This window comes from Lutispora thermophila DSM 19022 (assembly GCF_900142105.1).
Taxonomy (GTDB): domain Bacteria; phylum Bacillota; class Clostridia; order Lutisporales; family Lutisporaceae; genus Lutispora; species Lutispora thermophila.
In genome coordinates, this window is sequence record NZ_FQZS01000006.1 from 77,541 (window position 1) to 100,011 (window position 22,471).

The window sequence follows — 22,471 nt, forward strand, 5'->3', positions numbered from 1 at the left end:
TGAATAAGTCTTCAACACATAAGGAAGTATATATGAAAAAGATAATATTGTCAACTATATACAATCAATAAGTTTACAATATGGAGTCATAAAAATAGCCTATTTAAGAAAACAACGCATTTTACTCTGCATCAATTATTTTATGAAGAACATCTCGCAATTCCTCCATAAATCCTTCTATTTGAGGCGTCATAATCTTGTTGATATGGAGAACCATTTGTACAGATTGTGTCTGATTTGTTTCTGGAATGTTCAGAATATGAATTTTTCCATGCTCCACAGAAGTCCGCACAGTATAATAGGGAAGAACAGACAGGAACATATCTTTTTCAACCATCCTTCGTGCCATATCCGCGCTTTGCATCTTTAAAAATGTATGAAGTTCGATGTGATGAGCTGCCATAATATGTTGAAAATTTATGCTGTAGGGTGCAGACTCCTCCATCAAAATGAAATCATATCCGGATAAATCTTCAAGGTTTATTTTGTCTAGACGGGAAAGTGGATGTAATGGGTTTGCCACAACCACAATAGGGACGTCGACTTTATGCCAGCAATGCCATTCTGTTTTCGGTAATGGATCATCAATGAGACAAGCTGCATCCAACAGGCCACATTGCAATTTGCTTTTCAATGTTGCTGTAGCATCTACCGTTAATTCAACTTTTACACGGGGAAAACGTTTGTGGTAATTAATAATTGTGTCTTCCATGAATAAGTTGAAAATAGACTCTACTACACCTATTCGTACAGTACCACCAAGGGATTCTTCAGATTTTAAGAAGTTTTCCATGTGTAATGCGGTGGATACGATTTGACGCGCATAGGGCAATAACTCTTCTCCGTATTGAGTAAGTGAGACACTACGACCGATTCTGTTAAACAATGGAGCACCTATTTCCAACTCCAGTTGTTGAATTTGTGCGCTCACATTTGACTGTGAATATCCTAATTCCCGAGCTGCTTGTGTAAAGTTTTGAAGAGCAGCTACTTTTAGAAAGGTATTTAGATTCCGAATTTCCATATTAACCTCCAGATATATTTTGATTACATGATACAATACTCTGATTGCTAAATCAATCAAAAATAGTGATTGAAATAATAAAAATCATTTGTTTTACAGATTGATATTATCGTGTTAAGATGCTTCTAAAGAGAAAAACTATTTTTCTACAATATGATGAAAAAGGAGTGAACATTAAATGAATCGATTCATGAGAATGCAAACCATTGCTGTACATGGAGGCAATCGAAAAGACGATATATTTGGAGCCATTAATGAGCCAATTTATATGACTTCCAATTATCGCATTCATACAGATGGCACTCCTGTGGATTGGAGTGGAACGGAGAGTTACATTTATTCTAGAAATCGCAATGTTAACCAAATGGTTTTACAAGACAAACTCTGTGCCTTGACTGGTGCAGAAGACTGTGCAATATTTGCAAGTGGTGTTGCTGCTCTTGCTGCTGTGTTTGTATCATTTTTGAATACAGGTGATCATGTGATTGTTTCCAAAGTATGTTATAGTGCAACAAAATTGCTGCTGGATAAGTACTTGCCAGAAAAGTACAACATAGAGGTTACTTTTTTGGATTCAACTGATACGGAGGCTGTATGTGCTGCGATTCGTCCCAACACACGTTTGATTCATATAGAAACACCTGGAAATCCAACTACAGAAATAAGCGATATACGTGCAATTGCATCATTGGCACATTCTGCTGGTGCTTTGCTTTCTGTGGATGCTACCTTTGCAGGCCCCATAAGCATTTTTCCTCTACAATTGGGAGCAGATTTAGAAATTCATAGTATGACAAAGTATATCAATGGACATGGCGATTCGCTTGGAGGATGCGTACTTGGTAAAAAAGAGCTGATATCACAGGTAAAGGAAATTGCCATGGTGAATTTCGGAGGAGTTCTGAGTCCTTTCAATGCATGGCTGATTGCCAGGGGATTGGCAACGCTCCCTATGCGGATGGCCCAACATAGCCGTACTGCTTTGGCGGTAGCTGAATTTTTAGAGAAAAGTCCTGCAGTTAGATTTGTTTGGTATCCAGGCTTAAAAAGTCATCCCCAAAATAATCTAGCGAAGGAGTTGATGAAAGGTCAGTATTCCGGTATGATAGCCTTTGATATTAGAGGAGATGAAAGGGTGCACCTGCAATTTCTAAATGAGTTAAAACTGGTTACTCATGCAGTATCTTTAGGTGATATCGAAAGTTTGATTGTTTACTATGATAAAGAAAGCGATAAGCTGCCTTACTATCCTCAAATTTTTCGTGAAGGCTTCTTCCGTTTTAGCATAGGTTTGGAAGAGGCAGAGGATTTGATAGATGATCTACAGCAAGCATTTGCATCTTGTAAATTAGTATAAATAAGTCTTATCAAAGATAATAATTAATTACTTTCTTTGTTAAAAAAGGCTGATTAAAGATATGATGAAGCAAAAGCATGTGAAGCAAGATGATGCTAGAAGCTTGGAGAGATTCAATAATATAAAATAATGAAAAGAAGCTCTTATGAAAATTTCAGAGCTTCTTTTTCTTTTGCTTGGATTGAATATATTTTCAATATTGGTCCATTTCAAAGGCGTTTATTCCAATATGGTTGAATCAGAAAAGAAATATAATCCGGTATTTATTAATATATACATGGAGACAATAAATGGAATTGTTATCGCCAGAGTTTTGGGAGAAAAGAATGAAATATGCAGAGTTTTTATGTGTGTAGCAATGGAAGTTGAAAGCAGAAGTAAGAAAAAAAGAAACTATTTTTATTAAGACGGAAAATCAGAGATTTACGATTAATCAAAATGATGTTGTGCATATATAAATGAAAAGGAAAGAGGTTATTTTGCTTCTGAGAGTATTATTGAATTGATTGTGAGGATAACAGCTAAAAAAGATTATTGCAGAGAATGTTATGTATAAGCGATATGATACAGGATATTATAAAAATTACAAAATATCACCAAAGAAATTATTGACGTTTTTGATACATATAGGTTAAAGTTATAAATGCACACAAAAATCTTGAAAGTCAATTGGGAATGTACATAAAGTGTAATATTAATTCCATTTTATGTACATTTTTGCTTAATTAGAAACTTAAAAAGTAGGTTGATAACTTGGTGAGTAAGATCTATTTGTCATTGGTAGAATTAAAAAAGATTTCCCAATACAAGACTAGTTTTTTGTTAAATCTGTTTTTTCTGTTTTTATCCATATTAATTCAAATATCAATCATTCATGTCTTTTGATATAAGTACGCTTATAATGAAGAATTATGGAGTCAAGCAATCATATATGTTATTTTCTCAACAGCCATATATAATTGCTTAGAAGTAGCCAGAGTGCCTGAATTCGCTGAAAACGTTAAAAATGGAAAAGTAGTTAAGTATTTTATACGCCCAATGGATTTGTTCCATCAAACTTTTTTACAAGAAATGGGTAACTCATTAATATACTGTATTCAAGTATTACATATCTTTGTAATTGGTTTTATGTGCAACATATTAATTTTCAATAGCTCAGGTCGAATAATTCAATTCATGGTTTCATTCTTGTTAAGCATAGTACTTTCAGTTCTAATAGCAAATGTGTTTTTTTTTTGCATAATCTTTGTGACATTAAATTATAGTGGCATCAAGGCTTTACTTCAGAGGGTTCAGCGCCCTTTTATCGGGTACTTTGGTCCCACTGATTTTATGGCCGGATTATTTGACAAAAATGTTAAAATGGTCTCTCTTTGCACTGCTAGTTGATGCACCGATAAAAGTTTATTTGAATTTAGAGAGTTTTTTACATGTTATATCTATGCAAGTAATTTGGTGCTTTCCATTTTATTTGTTAGGTAAATCTTTATTTAAAAAAGTGCCTGTACATTGTGATTACTTTAGCGGTTAAAGGAGTGTAATATGAAATTCTTAAATAAATAGAAAGAAAAGTTTTCCATTTATTTTTTATATGTAAGTTATGACATTAAATCACAACTTTCATATACCGTTGATTTTTGGTCTTAAATGATGATTAGGTTTGTTTATACGTTGATACCTTTTGTAGGCATAAGCGTGTTGTTTAAAAGGTTTAATTCTATTGATAACTGGAACATATATCACTTAGGTGTGTTATATGGAATAGTTGGATTAGCATACAATAGCTCCAGAATGATAGGAAGAGCATTTGATAATTTTCAAAAATTAATTCTAACAGGGGATTTAGATGTATTTTACATAAGGCCTCATTCTATAATACTACAGATCTTTGGTAGCCAATTTTATCTATGAAGGCTTGCCGGATTAGCGCAATATTTATTAGTATTAGTTTTGAGCTTAGTGCATAATAAGAAATGAATTAATTGTGAGCATAAAAATAATGATGTTATTTGTTTATCATCCTTTACAGGAACTCTATTGCTGTTTATTGCATTGTTGTTGGTTTATGCCTCCATATGTTTTGTTACAATCGAAAAGAATTTCTTCTCTGATGTTTTTATTGATTCTACTTCAAAAATTGGGTTTTACCCCATTGATTATTTAAATAAGATTATAGATATATGTTTATGTATTTCATAGCAATTAGATGTACGGTACATATACCCATGAAGCATATATTGTTTTTAAAAGCAATTAATGATTTAAATTATTATTTTGCAGTAATGCCACTGGTTGTAGGAATTACATGCATATATATATCAAGACATATATTTTTATATTTCATGAGGTGCTACAATAGCATTAATAACTAAAGGAGGAGTATAATGATTGAGATAAACAATCTTTCCTATTTCTATAAAATGAAGAAAACAAATGGCTTTTTTTTCTTTTAAGAAAAATAAGATATTAGCATTAAACAATATTGATTGAACAATACCTGATTTTGATCAATATGCAATTATAGGATTTAATGGAGCAGGAAAATCAACATTGATAAAATTAATGATTGGAATTTTGAAGCCATCCTGTGGGGAAGTATATGTAAACAAAATTACGCCATGGAGAAACAGGGTTGAACACGTAAAAAACATAGGCGTTATTTGGGGACAACGCTCAACGTTGTGATGGGATTTACCCGTTATAGAAAGTTTTAAAGCATTGTAAAAAATATACGATATAAACGATAAAAATTTTAATGATAAATTGGATTTTCTGGATAATGAATGTCATATCGAAACAATATCGTTGAAACTATGATTCTCAATGCTTCTTGAGACCATTCAATAAATGTTTCAACTGCACTTTCATATGCTTGATCATTTCAAATTGATCAATAACAATCTATATCTCATTTCATGGCTGTAAAGATGATAAGAAGTTTTGAGGGGCTTTCTAAGAGTCTTTATATATTTCGACAAAATTCTTATCACTTTGTTAATAATGTTTATTACATTATTTATGTTTATGAAAATCTCATCTATTTCTATTCTTTGATTTTTCACATGTAGTAAAAACTTGTCCCGATTGCTTTGCTATTATAAATTTCCAGATTTTCATTGCCATTTTGATACTAAAATCAGTGATAATAAAACAGTGCTGAATATGGTAAAATAATGTAGAAAAATGTCGTTTGTAGTGATAGAATATCTTATAAATAAACATTATTATGATTTGAGGTGAGTGTAAAAAGACTAGCTGTGGGACATGTATTAAAGAAAGTAAAAAAAGTACTATTGGACAAGGAGTAATAATATAGGTCTTAAGCATGGATAATAAAACTATTAATTTAAGAAAGGAAATGATTCTATGGGAAAAAGATTTACCGGAATAAAAGGAAAAATATTGGCTTCAACAATGGTTGTAGTCTTGATAACTTTATTTTCTTTGAGCAGTATTGCAATTTATATCATTAATACGAAATCTTATGATGACTATTATAGCAATTCCATAGAACAAATGAATATTGTATCCCAAGCTATCAATATTTTCTATGATCAAATTGATGAAAATATTAATATGTTAGCTACCAATCCAGTAATACGGAAAGCTGACAGTAGCATCACCACATACAAGGATACTACCGAAGAAACGCTAATGCATCCATCTATCAACGGAGGAATAGAGCAGGAAATCTATGAGATTTTTAAGCAATATGGGGATAGTCATGAGGGCACAAGTTATGTATACATAGGAACTAAACATGGGGGATATATACAGTGGCCAGAGGAGACCATGACAGCAGGATTCAATCCTCCCGAAAGGCCTTGGTACATTCAGGCAATGGAAAAGAACGGGGAAATAATAAGGACAGGGCCATATGCCTTTAAAGAAAAGCTAATTGCAAGTAATTCCCGTACCTTTACTGATGAGAATGGCAATTTAATAGGAGTAATTGGAATTGATGTTCAACAATCTGTAATTAGTAATATATTAAATGGAATGAAGACAGGTAAGACAGGTTATTCCATGATTGTTCACAAGAATGGCTTGATCATGGCAGATGGCAATAATGAGAATAATAATTTTAAAAGAATTGATGAGGTTAATATTGATGGATTAGATAAGCTCCTAACCGAAGAATCATCATCTTTCACTGTAAATATTGACAATGAAGAATATATAGTAAGTTCGTTTAAAGTTGAGGGAACTGACTGGATTCTGGCCTCATTTATTTCAAAGGATGAATTGGAGTCAGGAGCCAGGAAAATAATAAACACCGTTGGTATTTCGGCTGTTGTCATATTAATAGCAGCTTTCGTAATTTCAAGTTATGTTTCAGAAAGTATAACCAAGCCCATAATAGCAGTAACTAAGAAAGTGCAGGAATTTGCCAATTTGGATTTTTCAGATCAAAATGAATCAGATGCAGGTAAGTATATAAATAAAAAAGATGAAGTTGGAAATATGATTAGAGCATTAAAAGCTATGAGAGATAACATTGTTGCTTTTATATCCAATACATCAGAAGCAGCAGAACAGGTAGCAGCTTCATCGGAAGAGTTAACTGCTAATTCTTCACAGGCAGCAACTGCATCGGAAGAAATAGCAGCAACAATAGCTGAAATTGCGAAGGGAGCCGGAGATCAAGCAAAGGACACAGAATTGACTGCTGAAAATGTAGAAGAAATGGGTAAATTATTGGAAGAGAATTTCCAATATCTTAAGGAATTGAATATAGCTGCAGATGAGATTGAAAAGCAAAAAGAAGAAGGATTCTCCATTTTAAAAGATCTGATCGATAAAACACAGAAAAACAATGAGGCTGCTAATAACATCCATCAGATCATTATGAGCAACAATAAAAGCACGGAAGAAATAGATAATGCAAGTTCAATGATTGAAGCCATAGCGGCTCAGACAAATCTATTATCCTTAAATGCTGCCATAGAAGCTGCAAGAGCCGGTGATGTGGGAAGAGGCTTTGCAGTAGTTGCAGATGAGATACGAAAGCTAGCAGAGCAATCAAATAAATTTGCAAAAGATATAAAAACCGTAATCAATGAACTGAAGGATAAATCCCAGAGTGCTGTAGATATAATGCAGCAGACAAAGGAGATTGTAGCAGAACAAACCATGAGCGTGGAAATGACAGAAGACAAATTTGAAGGCATTGCAGAAGCTATAGACGTAATAAAGGACAAGATAGATAAACTTAATCATTCTGCACAACTTATGACAACCAATAAGAGCAAAGTTGTAGAATTGACTCAGAATCTGGCATCGATTTCTGAGGAGAATGCGGCAGGCACTCAGGAGGCTTCTGCTGCCATGGAAGAGCAGGCCGCTACCATTGATGAGATTGCAAAAGCAGGAGAGAGTTTGGCTGCTATAGCACAGGAATTAAGAAGCTTTATCGGAAAGTTCAAGATATAAATGGATTTGAAAGTAGATATTAATAATTAAAAGCCTTGATATAATGGGTAAGATATTTCATATCAGGTGAACCATGGAAGTAAATAAGGACGTCAACTGTGACGTCTTTATTTATAATGATAGGAAAGTATAAATTTTCAATTTATACTTTCCGTTAAGGCATTTCAAGAAAGGCTTCCTTGATTGTTATATATGTTTCCAAAGGAAGCCTTTCTTACTCAGCATATTGAATTATATTGCTCATTTGCAGTGATAGATATACATTATCTCCTATATTATACAAGCATTCCTGACTTGAGAGAATGTCCACTTTTATTTTTGTTTTATCTACCATTACATGATATCTAACAATATTTCCTTGTAGCACAATATCTATTATGACGCCACTAAAATATATGCTATCTACATGTTGATAAAGAGGTTGCTTACATATTTTTACCAGTTCAGGCCGAAATGCTATTTTTTTGCAGGTAAAATTTTTACCTGTGATATTTGATAAAAAATTTCCATCAATTATATTATAATCACCTATAAACTCTGCTGCAAAGATGGTTCTAGGTTTAGAGTATAGCTCAATAGGAGTGCCTTCTTGTTCGATGACCCCGCTGTTAAGAAGGTATATATAATCAGACATTACCATAGCTTCATCCTGATCATGAGTTACAAAAATAGATGTCATTCCAAGCTCTTTATGGATTTCTTTAATCTTAGACTGAAGAGATTTTCTCAGCTTTGCATCTATTGCACTGAATGGTTCATCAAGAAGAAGTACCTTAGGTCTGGTCACAATGCACCTAGCTAGTGCAACTCTTTGTTGTTCTCCGCCTGACAATTGAGAAGGATATTTCTTTTCGCTTCCTTCCAGGTTTACCATTTTGATAGCTTCAGAAACCATGCTGCGTATTTGGGCCTTATTCATCTTTCTCATCTTTAATCCAAAAGCTACATTATCATAAACGGTCATGGTAGGGAATAAACTATATTGTTGAAATATCATGCCTATATTACGTTTGTTGGGGCTAAGGTGCGTTATATCCTCTTCTCCAAGGTATATAGCTCCGCTATCAATACTTGTAAGACCTGCTAGTATTCTCAGCAAAGTACTTTTACCGCATCCAGATGCACCAAGTAAAGTTACAAATTTCCCCTTTTCCACGGAAAGGCTGAGATTTTTTAAAACATGTTGCTTTCCGTAATATTTTTCAACATTATGAATTTCGATATATGCCATATTATCCTCCATAGGTTCTAATAGTCAACCGCGCAGCATGCAAAATGCCGCGCGGTATGTTTATCTATATTACTTTATAGTTTCTAAAGCTTTCTTTACAAACTGGCTTGCAACAATACTATCATAACCTATTCTCTTCTTAATCAAACCTTGTTCATAGCAGAAATTTTCTACTGTTTGATAACCTTCTGGGTGTATTTCGCCTGTTGAAGAGAAGGAGGTTTTTATTGTCTCAAGATTTTGCACCAGTTCTTCTTTAGTCATTCCTTCGAACATAGGTAAAACCAGTTGAGCTATTTCTTCTTCATTATGCTCATTGATCCATTTTAAAGCTCTAACTGATGCATTTGTAAACTTCTGGACTATTTCAGGATTCTCATCAGCAAACTTTTTGGTGCATGTAACTATTGTTGTTTCACATAGTTCTGTTCCATATAGCTTCTTGTGGGTTTCTGGAATTGTAGCATCTACTAATATGTTTACTCCAGGAACAGCATCAACTAGGGTTTTTTTGTTATATATATCGAAGAAAATACCATCTGCCTGACCCTGTGCAAGTGCTACTATAGCAGCTCCATACTCCAGGTTTATAAAACTTACATCATTTTCAGATAGTCCAGCTTCCTTCAATAGTGAAAGGACAAAAGAGTAAGGAGCAGAGCCAGGCATTCCGGCAAAGACTGTTTTTCCCTTTAAGTCTTTCATTTCCTTTATGTCTGGTCTGGTGGCAAATGCATAAGTTCTGTTTTTAGTATTTGTAAGAATTAGATAAGATTCCATTCCCTCATCATAAGCACGTAGTACGGGTTCGGCAGAAAGAAGACAGAAGTCCGAATCTCCTGCATGCATTCCCTGAAATGCTATAGGACCATCTTTATATATGGCAAACTCTACATCAAGCCCCTCTTCTTCAAAGTAACCAAGTAAATCAGCTACATAAGCTGACATCCAGTTTAGTCCTCTAAACTCAGATACTACAACTTTGTGAAGTTCCTTGCTTTCAGGTGTAGTTGAACTAATATCGTTATCGGTTACGCTTGGTGTAGTATTGCTGCAACCTGTTAATCCCATCAATGCTATGCTTAATATTATCAATATTGATACTAATTTTTTGCTCATGTTTAAAATCTCCTCCATATTAACATTTTGATTCATTTTTGGTTTCTATGGAAAGTGATGTCTGGGTGCGCCATCTCAATAAGATTTTTTCTATTCTATCAAGTCCAGCATTCATCACAATTCCAACGAGAAGCAGAATAACAATACAGGACATTACCCTCTTTATATTGAAATATGAGGTTGCATATGCTACCATCCAACCAAAGCCAGCTGAAGCTCCCATATACTCACCAACAATTGCACCAACAAGGCTGGCTCCTAGACCAGTGCGTACACCTGCTATTATCCATGGTGTACAGGTTGGCAAAACTACATGAAGCAAAATCTGATACTTTTTCGCTCCTAGAAGGCTGGCTGATTCGATGAGATTTTGCTCCATAGTCAAAATTGCATTATATGTAGAAAAGAATACGCTAAAGAATGTCATGAGTCCTGCTAGGAAAACCTTTGATGCAAAACCTATGCCGAACCAGAGTATGTATACAGGCGCGAGAGTAAGCTGAGGTATTCCATGGATGGCAGTAATTATTGGTGTAAAGATCTTTCCGATTGTGGAGAATTGTCCGAAAATCAGTCCGGCAGATATTCCAATAATACTTCCGTAAAAAAGTCCTGTTAGTGCTTCTTTTAATGTTATGCTTGCATGCTTCATTAGTTCTCCACTTGTAGTAAAGTTGATCAAATCCAAAATTATTTCACTTGGCTTACTGGTATAGTAAATACTCACCCAGTTGTTGACCGCTGCAATCTCCCATAGAATAAGAAAACCTGCCACTATTGCCGCTCTTATAACATTGATAAATATTTTATCTTTTTTCATATTTGCACCCTAATACAATGCAAATTATCAGTTATCATCTCGGTTTGACAATCTGATATAATATGCATCATTTTCATATATACCAGGATTACTTAAATTAGTCATTTCAAGCTTTTTCTTTATATGTTTCTTAGCAGAGTTTCCCTCGGCTCCGTTTATTGTTCGGAAGACACCTTCAGCTGTTCCCAAAAACTTGCTGTAGGACAATCCAACAGCCATTTCCGTTGTTTCCCAGCCTGCTAGATAACGTGTTCCTGAACAGAACATTGATATATTGATGGAATCCTTTTCATAAGGATATGCCGTACACTCCGAACATACTGCCTGATTGCCGGTCAACTTGAAATCTGTTTTTGTGCCATAGCTGTAAGTATAACCTTGTACAATGCGCATTCCATTGTAAGCATCAGTAACTATAATTACCACATCAGGATTTTCGTTAAAAGCTTCAAGAGGTTTTACCATAACTCCATAAATTTCATGTTTACATAATGTTATATTGTCTACTACATTCTTGGCTATTGTTAAATCCTTATATAATCCAAAACTATGATATTCACATCCTGATTCGAATTCAGGCTTTGGTTTTTCAAGACCCAATGCCCTTGTTGCTCCTCCGCAACCAGATGTTTCTAGAGTAGCCTTTAGTCCAAAGCCATGAGTAGCTATTTTGACCATGACACAATAAGGAATTTTGGTTCTTGCTTCTTTTGCATCAGCTTCTAGGAACTCCTTTTTGGTATAGAGAAATCTGACACCTACTACTTTTCTGTTTAAGTCTAGAGATATGTTGAGCTTGTCCAAGGCATTTTTCATATCAAGCATTATTTCCACCTCCCATTAAGCCATACATATTATATAAACACAGATATATCAAGTCCAATAGATTATATTTATATATATGCATTCGACAATAGAATAAGCAAATAGATAAGCACAGCAAATAAGCAGTATAGATGACTTTAAAGGATAAAGGAGTAAGAAAAATATACTGAACAGAAAATAATTATGCAATTTTTAGGTAAAGAATATACATATTATTCAAAATTACATAAATTTACATAGTTGAGATATAAGATGATAGATGGAGTTCATGGTCTCAAATAATTTCATTTGGTTATATAACTATTGTAGTCATTGTGTGAACAACTTTTATAAGATATGAAATGATGCAGAAATGATAAGAAGCTTGATTTTGAATCAATTTTATATGGAAGGCTATTATGTAAATGGTGTTGCTTTTATTAATCATATATGTAAAAATATAGGTGTTGAGCTATAAAAATCCTGTATTGATTTTATGCTTAATGAAAAGCTATTGGGATTTAATGCATTATTGATGAGGGGGAAATTAAGTTGAAAAAACATATTGGGTTAATGCTTTTGATTGTATTAATTTTGGTTTCAGGTTGTGATAGCAAAACAAAAGAAATTGGTAATAAACAAGGTCTGGATTCTTCCTATGCTTCTATAGAAGCAAACGGAAAAAACACATTTATTGCACCTTACAGTGATGTGCGTAAGCTTCCTTTTGTAGAATCAGAAACTCCGCAAGAAGGTAATTATAATCTTGAAGATATAAAAACTTTTTGGTTCAATACTGATACGGTTTTTCCTGGCGGTGAGAAAGTTGCCGTTGAAGTTTTGGAGAAGGGAAAGAATCCAGGACTTGGGATTCGTACGCTCCATGAAAGGGGTATTACAGGTAAAGGTATAAAGGTTGCCATTATAGATCAGAATTTAGCACAGCCATATCACTCTGAGTATGCTGATAGAATTGTAAAATATAAGGATGTAGGAACCAATCAAGAAGCCAATTCAGGCTCCATGCATGGACCTGCAGTGGTAAGCATTCTGGCTGGTAAAAGCTGCGGTGTAGCGCCGGATGTAGAGGTTTATTTTGCGGCTGCTCCTTCTTGGAATGGAGATAGTGCTTACTTTGCTAAAGCATTGCGCTGGATTATTGAGGTAAATAAAGAGTTGCCTAAGGATGATAAAATACGAGTTGTTTCAGTTTCAGCAGCGCCTTCCGGTAGTGGTTCACCATTTTCAAAGAATCAAGAGCAATGGGACGAAGCAGTGGCGGAAGCTCAAAAGGATGGGATTCTTGTTCTTGATTGCAGAGATGGGTATGATACCGGTATTATAGTGCCTGGGTATTATGATTTCGATTCACCTGATGATATTACTCTCTTTAAGACCGGATTTCCAGAACATCCTTATGGTGGTAAAGAAGACAATGCAATATTCGTTCCCACATCTTTCAGAACAACCGCTGAACAATACAATGCTGGTGTTGAATCATATCAATATACAGGGCAAGGTGGATTAAGCTGGGGAATTCCATATGCTGCCGGTGTGCTAGCTCTTGGTTGGCAGGTAGATCCGGCATTGTCTAATCAAGAAATAATTGATTTACTCTTTAGAACTGCATACATTGACCAAAACGGAAATAAAATAATAAACCCTGTAAAGTTTATAGCCGAAATAGAAACACGTAGATAGGTCAATGAACTAATATGATTTGCCAGCAAACGCATTTAGACATTTGATGGTAAAATAACAGAAAATGCACTGGGGTTTAAAATGAAAGATTGAAAGCCTTTAATGAATTTTGCTTCTAAAAGTGAATGATAGTAAACAAACACTTGACTGAGAGATTTTGATGATGCAGAAGAAAAATAGTAATTCGCTGATGTAGATATTTATTTACAAATTTACCTAATTTCATAATAACTTGACAATATATAGTTAAAGAATTATAGTGAATATTAAAAGTGAATATCTAAAACAGGTTCTGTTGTATGATTATGGATCATATGACAGTGAAAAGGGAAGTGGGTTAGAATCCCACGCGGTCCCGCCGCTGTGTAAGAAGAGTCTTTGCAATATGCCACTGGGAAACTGGGAAGGCTGCAAAGGCGATGACGCTTGAGCCAGAAGACCTGCCTGTTTTATTACACCATGTACTCTACGAGCGATAGGGGGGTGTTATGTATGTTTGCCTGCATATTATTATTCCAGGTATACATTACCTCTTGACAGTTTTGTTGAGAGGTTTTTTATTTGGAAAATAATCATGTAAGGAGTGAGTGTTTTGCCTAAAAAACAACAATTGGCTTTGGGTCTTGCGCTTATGATTGTACTTATGCCAAAGACGGTTTCAGCTATGCACATAATGGAAGGATTCTTGCCGCCAATATGGGCGATTTCATGGGGAGCATTATGTATACCTTTTATTATCATGGGACTGTTTTCAATTAAAGAAATAGTCCGAGAAAATCCTTCAGTTAAATTAATTCTTGCAATGGCAGGAGGATTTTCATTCGTGCTTTCTGCACTCAAAATACCTTCTGTTACAGGAAGTTGCTCACATCCAACAGGAGTGGGGTTTGGAGCTATACTTTTCGGACCAACTGTCATGTCTGTAATTGGTTTGATAGTGCTTTTGTTTCAGGCAATGCTTTTAGCTCATGGTGGATTGACAACCCTTGGAGCAAATACATTCTCGATGGCGGTGATTGGGCCTGTTGCTGCATTTGCGACCTACAAGCTGGTAAAGAAAGCCAATGGACCCCAATGGCTAGCAGTGTTTCTGGCAGCAATGCTTGGCGATTTGCTGACATATGTGGTTACGTCCATACAACTTGCACTTGCTTTTCCCGCTGAGGTTGGCGGCTTCGGAGCATCTCTTGCCAAGTTTATGGGTATATTTGCTGTGACACAAATTCCTCTTGCTATTAGCGAAGGAATATTGACAGTGCTTATATTTAATGCACTTTCTGCCCATGCCAAGGATGAATTGGAAAGCTTAAATATTTTAACAAAGGAGGCTTAAAGGATGCAGACGGATATAAAGAAGAATTTAGTAAAAAGAAATGTTAATGTAAATCTGCTGCTAATACTTATAGTAGTAGCTTTGGCTGTTATACCTCTGTTTATTGCCAAAGATGCCGAATTCGGCGGAGCAGATGGCTTGGCAGAAGAGGCAATAACAGAAATTGCATCCGAGTATGAGCCCTGGTTTTCTCCCATCTATGAACCGGCAAGCGGTGAGATTGAGAGCCTGCTTTTTGCACTGCAAGCTGCCATCGGTGCAGGCATAATTGGTTATGGACTGGGCTATTTTAAAGGCCGTAGAAAAGGGCAAAAAAGAGAACTAGCATGATTTCTATAGATAAATATGCCTACAACTCAAGGCTAAGGCGTAGGGACCCGATGCAGAAGCTTGTTTTTGCCATGATGACTTTGAGTGTTTGCATCTGGGCTGAGAAAATTATCATATCTATTGCAGTGATTTTCATAATGGGAGGTATGACTGTCTTAAAAGGCGGTACCCCCTTCCCCTTTTTTCTTAGGTTATTGCTGGTGCCGATGATTTTTCTTCTTGTTGGAGTGTTCACTATCGCTGTGAATATATGTGAGAATCAGGAGATGCTGCTATGGGCAATTCCATTTGCAGGCAAATGGATAGGTTTTTCAGATGCAAGCCTTGTGAAATCGCTGAAGCTTTTTCTCAGAGCTTTAGGGGCAGTGTCATGCCTCTATTTTCTATCCCTCAACACTCCCATGGTTGACTTGCTGGCAGCATTTCGCAGACTAGGAATGCCAAAGGTTTTTGTAGAGCTTATGGAACTTGTGTATAGGTTTATTTTTTCTCTTATGGAAACAGCTGACACAATATATAATGCTCAGAACTGTCGGCTAGGTTATTCGAGCCTATGCAGCTCCTACCGCTCTTTGGCGATCATGGCTTCAATGCTGTTTATAAAGTCATACAAGCAATCAAAGGCTTTATATACTGCCTTGGAGGCACGAGGTTATGAAGGTGAGATTAATGTGCTTGAGGAAGCCTATGAAAGTCATTGGGGTTGGTATATCATGGCCGTTGCTGTTAACGCTCTGCTGGTTTTATTTGTAATTGCATTGAAATCAATCACTGGAGGTCTATCTTGATGAATGAAAATATACTTGAGACTAAGGATCTGCATTATATATATGCTGACGGGGCTGTTGCGCTAAAGGGCATCAGTATTGGAATAAAAAAAGGAAAATGCACTGCTGTTCTTGGTGCTAACGGAGCTGGAAAATCTACAATGTTTTTGAATTTTAACGGCATATATAGGCCTTCTTCAGGCCAGGTTTTATTTAATGGAAAGCCTATTGATTATTCCCGAAAGGGGCTGAAAGAGCTGCGTAGGAAGATTGGAATGGTTTTTCAGGACCCTGACAACCAGTTGTTTTCAGCTAGCGTGTTTCAGGATATTTCCTTTGGAGTGGTTAATATGAAACTGCCTGAAAAGGAATGTCGCAGAAGAGTTGATAACGCAATGGAACAAATAGGAATAACTCATCTTAGAGATAAACCGACACATAGTTTAAGCTTTGGTCAGAAAAAGCGTGTGGCTATAGCCGGTGTCTTAGCTATGGAACCTGAGGTGCTTGTTCTGGATGAGCCTACGGCAGGACTTGATCCCATAGGGGTAAGCGAACTTATGAAGATGCTACGGCAGATACAAACAACCCTTGGTATTACAGTTGTCATATCCACTCACGATATAGATATTGTCCCTCTTTATTGTGATTATGTTTTTGTTATGTATCATGGAATGATGGTTTTGGAAGGAACACCCAAACAAGTTTTTACCCAGAAGGAAACAATAAGGGACATAAATCTCAGGTTGCCGAGGATAGGGCATTTGATGGAAATATTAAAATACAAAGATGATTTTGATCTGGATGATTCTATAAACACAATATCTGAGGCCCGGATTGCATTAAAAGATTGGAAGGCAAGATATTTGAAGAGATGAAGCTTAAGTTGCATGGATATGCTTCCATGCCGTATGTGAAAAAAGAAAAACAGGAGTGATAAAAATATGCTGGAGGGTATTGAAATAATAAAACCTGGTGATATTGAGGAAAAAAGCTTTGAAATTTTGGCAGGGATTCTGGGAGACAGGGAATTTAGCAAGGAACATGAACCAATAATTAAGAGAGTCATACACACGACTGCGGATTTTGAGTATGCAGATTTAATCAATATCAGCGATGATGCAGTTGAAAGTGCATTTAATGCCATCAGGGGAGGAGGCAGCCTGGTGACAGATACAAAAATGGCTTTAGCGGGAATTAACAAGAAGAATCTTGCAAAATATGGTGGCCAGGTCTATTGCTTCATGGATGATGAAGATGTTGCTGCGGAAGCTAAAGCCAGAAACATTACCAGAGCCTCCTTGTGTATGGAAAAGGCTTCTAAGAATTCCAACATTAGAATTTATGTAATTGGTAATGCACCAACGGCGCTAATAAGGCTATACGAACTTATAAGTGAAGGAGTTGTAGATCCTGCTTTGGTTATAGGAGTACCTGTAGGATTTGTAAATGTGATTGAATCCAAAGAAATGATAAAAAAACTTAAGGTTCCATACATTATAACAGAAGGAAGAAAAGGTGGCAGCAATGTGGCAGCAGCAATAGTAAATGCAATATTGTATATGATGGGAAGAGACTGATTTCAGAGGGTTTTATGGTTGATTATGTAATTATCGCGGGAAAAAAATACAGAAAGGGATATACTACCGGTTCTTGTGCTGCAGCTGCAGCAAAAGCCGCTGCTTACATGCTCATTTCAAGAAAGGTATTAGATACCGTTGAAATAGATACTCCTGCCGGGATAAGGCTGAAGCTCACAGTTAATGATGTAGAAATTGCAGAGAATTATGCCATATGCTCCATTATCAAGGATGGTGGAGATGATCCTGATGTAACAACGGGCTTGAAAATTTTTGCTAAAGCTACACTATGTAAATCACCAGGGATTTTCATAATCGCCGGAGAAGGAATAGGAAGGGTAACTCTGCCGGGACTGAAGGTGCCTGTTGGGCAACCGGCTATCAATCCAGTTCCCATGAAGATGATTAAAAAAGAAGTTGGAGAGGTGCTGCCGCAAGGCATGGGGGTTGAGATTAAGTTCAGTATCCCAGGAGGTTATGAAGTAGCTGAAAAAACCTATAACCCAAAGCTCGGCATAGAGGGAGGTATTTCCATACTGGGTACCTCCGGCATTGTAGTACCTATGTCTGAGGAAGCATGGAAGGAGTCGCTGGCTCTGGATTTGAGCATGCTTGCTGCAAAGGGATGCAAGAAAGTTGTTTTCATCTTTGGCAATTATGGAGAAAACTTTGCAACGGGCAAGTTGCCCTTAAACAACAACTATATAGTGAAGATAAGCAATTTTGCAGGATATATGCTTGACAAGGCAGTGGAATATGGATTTGAAAAACTAATAATTTCAGGTCATCCAGGCAAGTTGGTAAAAGTTGCTGCGGGCATTTTTCATACTCACAGCAGGGTGGCCGATGCAAGAATGGAGATAATGGCTGCCTATTCAGCCCTTGAAGGTGCCTCACAGCAGCTGGTTAATAGCATATACCAATGTAAAACAACGGAAGCTGCAATGGATATTATCAATAAAAATGGACTGCAAGGTGTTTACAGAAGAATAGTTGAAAATGTGGCTAGAAGATGTACTGATTATACCTTTAACAAAATAAGAGTTGGTGCTGTCATATTCGATGGTTCAGATAATTTGCTGGCAATGGACAAGGTGGCAGAAGAATTGATTAATGAATTTAAATAGCAATTTGAGTACGGTAGATTTATGAAAATCAGAAATTAAAAATCTATGAAATAAGGGTGGGAGAAAGAATGGGTAATAAGCTTTATGTTATTGGAATGGGACCAGGTTCTAAAGAATTTGTTCACACTGCTGCCAATGAATTAATTGAAAAATGCCATGTGCTGATTGGAGGAAGGAGGAACCTGGAAGCCTATAGTCATTTATTCAAAGAAACATTAGTAATAGGGAATAATCTTGATGAGATATACAGATACATCAGCAGCAATATAGGAAAAAAGAGCATAGCTGTGCTTGCCAGCGGAGACCCGGCACTTTATGGTATTATGTCATCCTTGAAGGAAAATATACCGCAAGTGGAGATGGAAGTTATTCCTGGAGTAAGTTCCCTTCAATATTTGTGCAGCAAGCTTCAGTTAAACTGGAATGACATTGTAATATCCAGTGTACATGGTAGGCAGCAATCGCAGCTCTATGACATAATTAAGGCTAACAAGAAAACAGCAATTTTTACCGGAGGGAAGCAGTCACCGGATGCAATATGCCGTAAGATGATAGAGCTAGGATTAAGCAATGCTGTGGTAGCTGTTGGCGAAAACCTTTCATATGAAAATGAAAGGATAAAAGTAGGTACTCCTGATGAGATAGGTAAAAAGACCTTTGATAATTTGTCGCTTATGATCATACAACACAAAGATGATATTGTTGACAGTCCACCCCAATGGGAATATTCAACACCGGGAATACCGGATAACTTTTTTGTCAGAGGTGATGTGCCAATGACAAAGGAGGAAGTTCGCTCAGTGTCCATATCCAAGCTGAGGTTAAAATATAACAGCATAGTATATGACATTGGTGCGGGGACAGGTTCTGTTTCCATTGAGTGTGGTTTGATCTGCAAATATGGGAAGGTCTATGCAATAGAAAAGGATAGTGAAGGTATTAAGCTTATAGGGAAAAATGCTGAGAAATTTGGTATTCGGAATATAAATATTGTTAATGGGGAAGCTCCGGGAGCGTTAGAGGAGCTTCCGAGACCGAACAGAGTATTTATAGGTGGAACAGATGGCAATATGGGAGAAATTCTTGATTGGATCCATAGAGAATGCTCAAATGTACGGGTGGTACTAAACACGGTGACAATAGAATCAACTTGTGAAGCAATTGGAGGGTTAAAGAGCAGAGGATTCATTAATATTGAGATAATTAATCTATCTGTTTCACGTGGCAGAGAAGCAGGAGGAAAACACTTAATGACTGCTATAAATCCGATTTATATAATTACTGCAGAAAAAGGAGAATGATTGTGGCAGGAAAATTGTATGGAGTAGGAGTAGGTCCGGGTGATCCGGAATTGGTAACATTAAAAGCAAAAAGAATACTTGAGAAGGCAGATTATATAGCCATGCCAAAGACAGCCTCAGATAAGGACAGTGTAGCGCTGTCAATTGCAGAAGAAGTGCTTGACACAAAAAAACCCATTCTCGAATTGCTTTTTTTCATGAGTTTTGATTCAGAAGTGGTGAAAGCTGGCTGGAGAGATTCTATTTCTAAAATCAAAGAAAAGCTTGACAAAGGGAAGGACGTTGCCTTTATAACCCTTGGCGATCCTACTGTTTATAGTACTTATATGTACATTCACAAAGAAATTAAAAATCAGGGATATGATACGGAAATAGTTCCCGGCATAACATCCTTTTGTGCTGTAACTGCAAAGCTGGGAATAAGCCTGGCTGAGAACAGGGAATCTGTCGCTGTAATACCTTCAGCCTATGAATGTAAGAATATTGAGACTATTCTTGACAACTGCGACAATGTGGTAATGATGAAAGTGTCAAGGAATTTGCCTAAAATAAAAGAAAAACTGAAGGAGATAGGGCTTATGGATAAAGCGGTCTTAGTCAGCAAATGTGGATTTCCTGATGAGATAATCCAGTATGATATTGAGAAGGCGATGGAAAAAGAACTGAGTTACTTTACTACGATGATTGTGAAAAGAAAAGGAGTAAAATAAGCCATGGTATATTTTATAGGTGCAGGATCGGGAGATCCGGAATTGATAACCGTTAAAGGGAAAAAACATATAGAAGAAGCGGATATTGTAATATATGCAGGTTCTCTGGTAAATAAGGAGCTATTGAAATGCTGCAAACCATCAGCGGAGATATATGATAGTGCCGGCATGACCCTGGATGAAGTGCTTGAAGTAATGATAAAGGGAACTAAAGAAGGGGAAAAAATCGCCAGGGTTCATACCGGAGATCCGTCAATTTATGGAGCCATCAGAGAACAGATGGATGCACTGGATAAGTATGGCATTGAATATGAAGTTATACCCGGTGTAAGTTCTTTTTTAGCAGCAGCTGCTGCGCTGAAGAAGGAGTATACGCTGCCTGGAGTAACACAGACGGTTATACTCACCCGTATGGAGGGAAGGACAGAAGTTCCTTCTGAAGAAAGCATTGAATCCCTTGCAATGCATAAAGCAACTATGATCATATTTTTAAGTGTGGATATGATTGATGAATTGGTATCCAAATTGAAAGCTGGATATGAGGATATAACACCTGTGGCTGTGGTATATAAAGCCAGCTGGCCTGAGCAGAAGATAATCAGGGCTACTCTTGCAGATATTGCAGACAAAGTTAAAGAGGAAGGTATAAGGAAAACGGCTCTTGTTATTGTGGGCAATTTTCTGGGAGATGAATATGAGTTTTCAAAGCTGTATGATAAAAGCTATTCCCATGAGTTCAGGAGCGCGAGAGAATGAAAACTGCTGTCATAGCTATTACGAAAAAAGGAATTGAACTGGCAAAAAGAATTGGTGGATCCATGAAGGCTGATGTTTTTGTAAAAAATGACACATTTGACAAAGTTGTTGAAAATGGTTCGCCTGTTCCTAGAAAACCTCTTGCTGCTGATTTTAAGAATGTGATGGAAAAGCTGTTCAATGATTATGAGGCTTTGATCTGTATCATGGCCTGCGGAATAGTTGTCAGAAGTATTGCTCCATATTTGAAGAGCAAGCAATTGGACCCTGCTGTAGTGGTGGTAGACGAACTGGGGAGATTTGCTATCAGTCTCATTTCAGGTCATATCGGCGGTGCCAACAGGTTGGCAGAAAAAGTTGCTGCTGCTATAGGGGCTGCGCCGGTAATAACTACTGCCACAGATATTAACAGAGTTGTTGCTTTTGACGAGTTGGCATTAATGAACAACTGTGCTATTGAAAATATAGGTAACTTGAAATATATAAGCTCTGAACTGGTCAATGGGGGCAAGATCTGCCTATTAAGCCATTGCAAGCTAAAGGGAGTGCTTCCGAATAACATTGAACTTTATGATCCGGAGCATTCGTATGAAGCTGCAGTTATTTTGTCAAACCAGCGTGAAACGCCTGTCATTGCTGAAAAAATTCTTTATTTAAGGCCTAAAAATCTAATTATTGGTATAGGCTGTAAAAGAGGAAAAACACGGCAGGAAATAAAAAATGCAGTAATGGATTTTATGACAAAGAGCGGTAAAAGCCTGCTGTCAGTCCGATGTATTGCATCCATCAATTTGAAATCAGAGGAAAAAGGTATTAATGAATTTTCTAAAGAAATGAGAATACCCTTTAAGACCTTTTCCGTTGATGAGATAAAAAGAATAGAGTATCAGTTTTTTTGTTCGGATTTTGTAAGAAAAACTACCGGTGTCGGAAATGTAGCCGAAGCTTGTGCCGTACTTGCAGGTACTGATGCAAAATTGATTTACCCAAAGACTGTTTATGACGGTATAACTCTTGCGTTGGCGGAGGAGGAGCTGGAAGTTTATCTAAAATGTTAAAGAAATATTATGTAAGAATG

General features: G+C 36.6%; 21 protein-coding genes and 1 riboswitch. Of the genes, 16 read left to right on the forward strand and 5 right to left on the reverse strand.

The genetic code is table 11. From position 1 onward, the window contains the following. Positions 1 to 121 precede the first annotated feature (121 nt). A complete protein-coding gene (locus tag BUB48_RS04800; protein ID WP_073025112.1) occupies positions 122 to 1,024 on the reverse strand; it encodes a LysR family transcriptional regulator in 903 nt (300 codons plus the stop codon). 178 nt (positions 1,025 to 1,202) lie between these two features. On the opposite strand from BUB48_RS04800, the gene BUB48_RS04805 reads away from it, so the two are divergent. From BUB48_RS04805 to BUB48_RS04830, 5 genes are all read left to right on the forward strand, one after another. Further along, positions 1,203 to 2,381: a trans-sulfuration enzyme family protein gene (locus BUB48_RS04805; protein ID WP_073025113.1), complete on the forward strand. Its 1,179-nt coding sequence runs from the start codon at positions 1,203 to 1,205 to the stop codon at positions 2,379 to 2,381. Positions 2,382 to 2,526: 145 nt separating this feature from the next. Further along, entirely contained in the window at positions 2,527 to 2,787 is a 261-nt protein-coding gene (locus BUB48_RS04810; RefSeq protein WP_073025114.1) for a hypothetical protein, read from the forward strand. Positions 2,788 to 4,031: 1,244 nt separating this feature from the next. Next, on the forward strand, positions 4,032 to 4,292 hold the full coding sequence (locus BUB48_RS19070; protein WP_408631038.1) for an ABC-2 family transporter protein: 261 nt from the start codon (positions 4,032 to 4,034) through the stop codon (positions 4,290 to 4,292). Positions 4,293 to 4,874: 582 nt separating this feature from the next. After that, entirely contained in the window at positions 4,875 to 5,066 is a 192-nt protein-coding gene (locus tag BUB48_RS19075; RefSeq protein WP_084524378.1) for an ATP-binding cassette domain-containing protein, read from the forward strand. Positions 5,067 to 5,747: 681 nt separating this feature from the next. After that, entirely contained in the window at positions 5,748 to 7,814 is a 2,067-nt protein-coding gene (locus tag BUB48_RS04830) for a methyl-accepting chemotaxis protein (RefSeq protein ID WP_073025117.1), read from the forward strand. 214 nt (positions 7,815 to 8,028) lie between these two features. On the opposite strand, the gene BUB48_RS04835 is transcribed toward BUB48_RS04830, so the two are convergent. The 4 genes from BUB48_RS04835 to BUB48_RS04850 all read right to left on the reverse strand — a co-directional run bounded on the left by BUB48_RS04835 (position 8,029) and on the right by BUB48_RS04850 (position 11,809). Continuing rightward, positions 8,029 to 9,045 (reverse strand): ABC transporter ATP-binding protein, encoded by a 1,017-nt coding sequence (locus BUB48_RS04835; protein ID WP_073025118.1) that lies wholly within the window; start codon positions 9,043 to 9,045, stop codon positions 8,029 to 8,031. Between the two features lie 69 nt (positions 9,046 to 9,114). Next, positions 9,115 to 10,164, reverse strand: a complete 1,050-nt coding sequence (locus BUB48_RS04840; protein WP_073025119.1) for an ABC transporter substrate-binding protein — start codon at positions 10,162 to 10,164, stop codon at positions 9,115 to 9,117. Between the two features lie 19 nt (positions 10,165 to 10,183). Then, positions 10,184 to 10,984: an ABC transporter permease gene (locus BUB48_RS04845; protein WP_073025120.1), complete on the reverse strand. Its 801-nt coding sequence runs from the start codon at positions 10,982 to 10,984 to the stop codon at positions 10,184 to 10,186. A 27-nt stretch (positions 10,985 to 11,011) separates the two neighbouring features. Next, positions 11,012 to 11,809: a DUF169 domain-containing protein gene (locus BUB48_RS04850; protein ID WP_073025121.1), complete on the reverse strand. Its 798-nt coding sequence runs from the start codon at positions 11,807 to 11,809 to the stop codon at positions 11,012 to 11,014. Between the two features lie 531 nt (positions 11,810 to 12,340). Between BUB48_RS04850 and BUB48_RS04855 the strand changes: the two genes are divergently transcribed. From BUB48_RS04855 to cbiG, 11 genes are all read left to right on the forward strand, one after another. After that, complete coding sequence (locus BUB48_RS04855) at positions 12,341 to 13,489, forward strand: S8 family serine peptidase (RefSeq protein WP_073025122.1); 1,149 nt, start codon at positions 12,341 to 12,343, stop codon at positions 13,487 to 13,489. A gap of 270 nt (positions 13,490 to 13,759) precedes the next feature. Further along, a riboswitch (cobalamin riboswitch) is annotated at positions 13,760 to 13,951 on the forward strand. 130 nt (positions 13,952 to 14,081) lie between these two features. Further along, the gene (locus BUB48_RS04860; protein ID WP_073025123.1) at positions 14,082 to 14,822 is read left to right on the forward strand and encodes an energy-coupling factor ABC transporter permease; all 741 of its coding nucleotides are present in this window, start codon (positions 14,082 to 14,084) and stop codon (positions 14,820 to 14,822) included. 3 nt (positions 14,823 to 14,825) lie between these two features. Further along, a complete protein-coding gene (locus BUB48_RS04865; RefSeq protein WP_073025124.1) occupies positions 14,826 to 15,152 on the forward strand; it encodes an energy-coupling factor ABC transporter substrate-binding protein in 327 nt (108 codons plus the stop codon). Continuing rightward, positions 15,149 to 15,940: a cobalt ECF transporter T component CbiQ gene (gene cbiQ, locus BUB48_RS04870; RefSeq protein WP_073025125.1), complete on the forward strand. Its 792-nt coding sequence runs from the start codon at positions 15,149 to 15,151 to the stop codon at positions 15,938 to 15,940. The genes BUB48_RS04865 and cbiQ overlap by 4 nt, the downstream gene beginning before the upstream one ends. Next, on the forward strand, positions 15,940 to 16,797 hold the full coding sequence (locus BUB48_RS04875) for an ATP-binding cassette domain-containing protein (protein WP_073025126.1): 858 nt from the start codon (positions 15,940 to 15,942) through the stop codon (positions 16,795 to 16,797). The genes cbiQ and BUB48_RS04875 overlap by 1 nt, the downstream gene beginning before the upstream one ends. Positions 16,798 to 16,863: 66 nt before the next feature. Continuing rightward, the gene (locus BUB48_RS04880) at positions 16,864 to 17,499 is read left to right on the forward strand and encodes a precorrin-8X methylmutase (RefSeq protein WP_073025127.1); all 636 of its coding nucleotides are present in this window, start codon (positions 16,864 to 16,866) and stop codon (positions 17,497 to 17,499) included. Positions 17,500 to 17,513: 14 nt separating this feature from the next. Beyond that, entirely contained in the window at positions 17,514 to 18,626 is a 1,113-nt protein-coding gene (gene cbiD, locus BUB48_RS04885) for a cobalt-precorrin-5B (C(1))-methyltransferase CbiD (protein WP_073025128.1), read from the forward strand. Positions 18,627 to 18,694: 68 nt separating this feature from the next. After that, positions 18,695 to 19,927 carry a bifunctional cobalt-precorrin-7 (C(5))-methyltransferase/cobalt-precorrin-6B (C(15))-methyltransferase gene (locus BUB48_RS04890; protein WP_073025129.1) on the forward strand — a complete coding sequence of 411 codons (1,233 nt, stop codon included), beginning with the start codon at positions 18,695 to 18,697 and terminating at the stop codon, positions 19,925 to 19,927. Then, entirely contained in the window at positions 19,924 to 20,637 is a 714-nt protein-coding gene (gene cobI / locus BUB48_RS04895) for a precorrin-2 C(20)-methyltransferase (RefSeq protein ID WP_242944168.1), read from the forward strand. Before BUB48_RS04890 ends, cobI begins: the two co-directional genes overlap by 4 nt. A gap of 3 nt (positions 20,638 to 20,640) precedes the next feature. Further along, positions 20,641 to 21,393: a precorrin-4 C(11)-methyltransferase gene (cobM, locus tag BUB48_RS04900; protein WP_073025131.1), complete on the forward strand. Its 753-nt coding sequence runs from the start codon at positions 20,641 to 20,643 to the stop codon at positions 21,391 to 21,393. Further along, complete coding sequence (cbiG, locus tag BUB48_RS04905; RefSeq protein ID WP_073025132.1) at positions 21,390 to 22,451, forward strand: cobalt-precorrin 5A hydrolase; 1,062 nt, start codon at positions 21,390 to 21,392, stop codon at positions 22,449 to 22,451. The genes cobM and cbiG overlap by 4 nt, the downstream gene beginning before the upstream one ends. Positions 22,452 to 22,471 lie beyond the last annotated feature (20 nt).

Excerpts from the sequence above, each read along its gene's own strand:
- BUB48_RS04800 (WP_073025112.1), bottom strand. The coding sequence starts at position 1,024 with ATGGAAATTCGGAATCTAAATACCTTTCTAAAAGTAGCTGCTCTTCAA.
- BUB48_RS04805 (WP_073025113.1), top strand. The coding sequence starts at position 1,203 with ATGAATCGATTCATGAGAATGCAAACCATTGCTGTACATGGAGGCAAT.
- BUB48_RS04810 (WP_073025114.1), top strand. The coding sequence starts at position 2,527 with ATGAAAATTTCAGAGCTTCTTTTTCTTTTGCTTGGATTGAATATATTT.
- BUB48_RS19070 (WP_408631038.1), top strand. The coding sequence starts at position 4,032 with ATGATTAGGTTTGTTTATACGTTGATACCTTTTGTAGGCATAAGCGTG.
- BUB48_RS04830 (WP_073025117.1), top strand. The coding sequence starts at position 5,748 with ATGGGAAAAAGATTTACCGGAATAAAAGGAAAAATATTGGCTTCAACA.
- BUB48_RS04835 (WP_073025118.1), bottom strand. The coding sequence starts at position 9,045 with ATGGCATATATCGAAATTCATAATGTTGAAAAATATTACGGAAAGCAA.
- BUB48_RS04840 (WP_073025119.1), bottom strand. The coding sequence starts at position 10,164 with ATGAGCAAAAAATTAGTATCAATATTGATAATATTAAGCATAGCATTG.
- BUB48_RS04845 (WP_073025120.1), bottom strand. The coding sequence starts at position 10,984 with ATGAAAAAAGATAAAATATTTATCAATGTTATAAGAGCGGCAATAGTG.
- BUB48_RS04850 (WP_073025121.1), bottom strand. The coding sequence starts at position 11,809 with ATGCTTGATATGAAAAATGCCTTGGACAAGCTCAACATATCTCTAGAC.
- BUB48_RS04865 (WP_073025124.1), top strand. The coding sequence starts at position 14,826 with ATGCAGACGGATATAAAGAAGAATTTAGTAAAAAGAAATGTTAATGTA.
- cbiQ (WP_073025125.1), top strand. The coding sequence starts at position 15,149 with ATGATTTCTATAGATAAATATGCCTACAACTCAAGGCTAAGGCGTAGG.
- BUB48_RS04875 (WP_073025126.1), top strand. The coding sequence starts at position 15,940 with ATGAATGAAAATATACTTGAGACTAAGGATCTGCATTATATATATGCT.
- BUB48_RS04880 (WP_073025127.1), top strand. The coding sequence starts at position 16,864 with ATGCTGGAGGGTATTGAAATAATAAAACCTGGTGATATTGAGGAAAAA.
- cbiD (WP_073025128.1), top strand. The coding sequence starts at position 17,514 with ATGGTTGATTATGTAATTATCGCGGGAAAAAAATACAGAAAGGGATAT.
- BUB48_RS04890 (WP_073025129.1), top strand. The coding sequence starts at position 18,695 with ATGGGTAATAAGCTTTATGTTATTGGAATGGGACCAGGTTCTAAAGAA.
- cobI (WP_242944168.1), top strand. The coding sequence starts at position 19,924 with ATGATTGTGGCAGGAAAATTGTATGGAGTAGGAGTAGGTCCGGGTGAT.
- cobM (WP_073025131.1), top strand. The coding sequence starts at position 20,641 with ATGGTATATTTTATAGGTGCAGGATCGGGAGATCCGGAATTGATAACC.
- cbiG (WP_073025132.1), top strand. The coding sequence starts at position 21,390 with ATGAAAACTGCTGTCATAGCTATTACGAAAAAAGGAATTGAACTGGCA.